Genomic DNA, 1,165 nt, shown 5'->3' on the forward strand with positions numbered 1-1,165 from the left:
GAAAAGGTTTCAAGAGCACATCAATGCTCGACTTACTGGTATCGGTGAATGTTTTGCCTTTTTCTTCAAAAATCTTGTTTGCCAGATTCTCAAACTCTTTAGTCATTGATTGTTTGGTATCTGCCAGCTGCGCCATTTGCTCTTTGAAATGTTCTTCCCTTCTCTCTAAAGTCGTTTTTAACTCGGTATGTTGATTGGATAGTGACTGATAAGCTTGCTGTAAGTCCTGAAACGCCTCTACTTGCTGTTGCAGCTCAGCTTTTTTATCCGTGAATTGCTGTTGTAAAGACAGGTAATTAGCCTGTGCTGTTTCCGATTGTTTTTCAGCCTGATGTAACTGCTGTTTTGTCTGTTCCAATGTTTGATTGAGTTGATGAATCTGTTGTTTCTGTTCATCCAAAGCAGTCGTTAATCGTGACTCAGTAGCCAATGCGGCTTGCAGTTGTTGTTCTTGTCCACTCTGACTCAGCTCTAAGGCGTGTATGTGGTTTTGTAGTTCGGCTGTTTTGCGGCAATGACGTAAAGCAAATACTAAATAAGCCAATGCAGCAGAAACCACAACAACAATTGCCAGTAAACCAATAAGTTGATCAGGCGACAGACTTTCTAACATAGTGATTCCTGCAATATAGAGATGGTGCTATCAGCCTGATACGTGCAGGCTGAACAAGCTCTACAAGATAACAAAGCCAGATAATAATTGCGATATTCGCTAGGGTTTATGTGTCGCTTGATACACGCCCAGCACAGTTAACCATCGGCTTAGTACCAATGGTAAAAAAGCGAGTAACGCTATCGACAAAAAAAGATCATGCTGAGATTGCTTCGGTACCCGCTCTTCCACAATTAGAGGCTGTGATTGCTGTTTGTGGATTTCATCAATGGCTTTAGAAAACTCATCCAGTGAGCCTGCTTCAAAAGCCTGGTAAGGTACGCCCAGTTTTTTAAAGGCTTTGTGTAATTTTCGTTCTGGCATATCAATCCAGAGCAGACTGTCATTATCGCTGGCGTCCAACGTCATGCCTTTCATTGATCGTAGGTAAATCCAATATAAATTCAGACGCATCTTTTTAAAAACATGGTGCAGGTATGCTGTCTGCTCGGCAGAAAAAACTTGGCCACCATCGGAAATGAGTAAAATATTTCGTGATCCACGGTAAGGCTC

At 41.9% G+C, this 1,165-nt stretch carries 2 pseudogenes; both read right to left on the reverse strand.

The features are described from left to right. Positions 1-613, reverse strand: a pseudogene (locus tag B4K20_RS07945) (DNA recombination protein RmuC); the annotation flags it as partial. A gap of 99 nt (positions 614-712) precedes the next feature. Continuing rightward, positions 713-1,165 (reverse strand): annotated as a pseudogene (locus tag B4K20_RS07950) (VWA domain-containing protein); the annotation flags it as partial.

Source organism: Methylophaga sp. UBA5088 (assembly GCF_002414625.1).
Classification (GTDB): Bacteria; Pseudomonadota; Gammaproteobacteria; order Nitrosococcales; family Methylophagaceae; genus Methylophaga; species Methylophaga marina.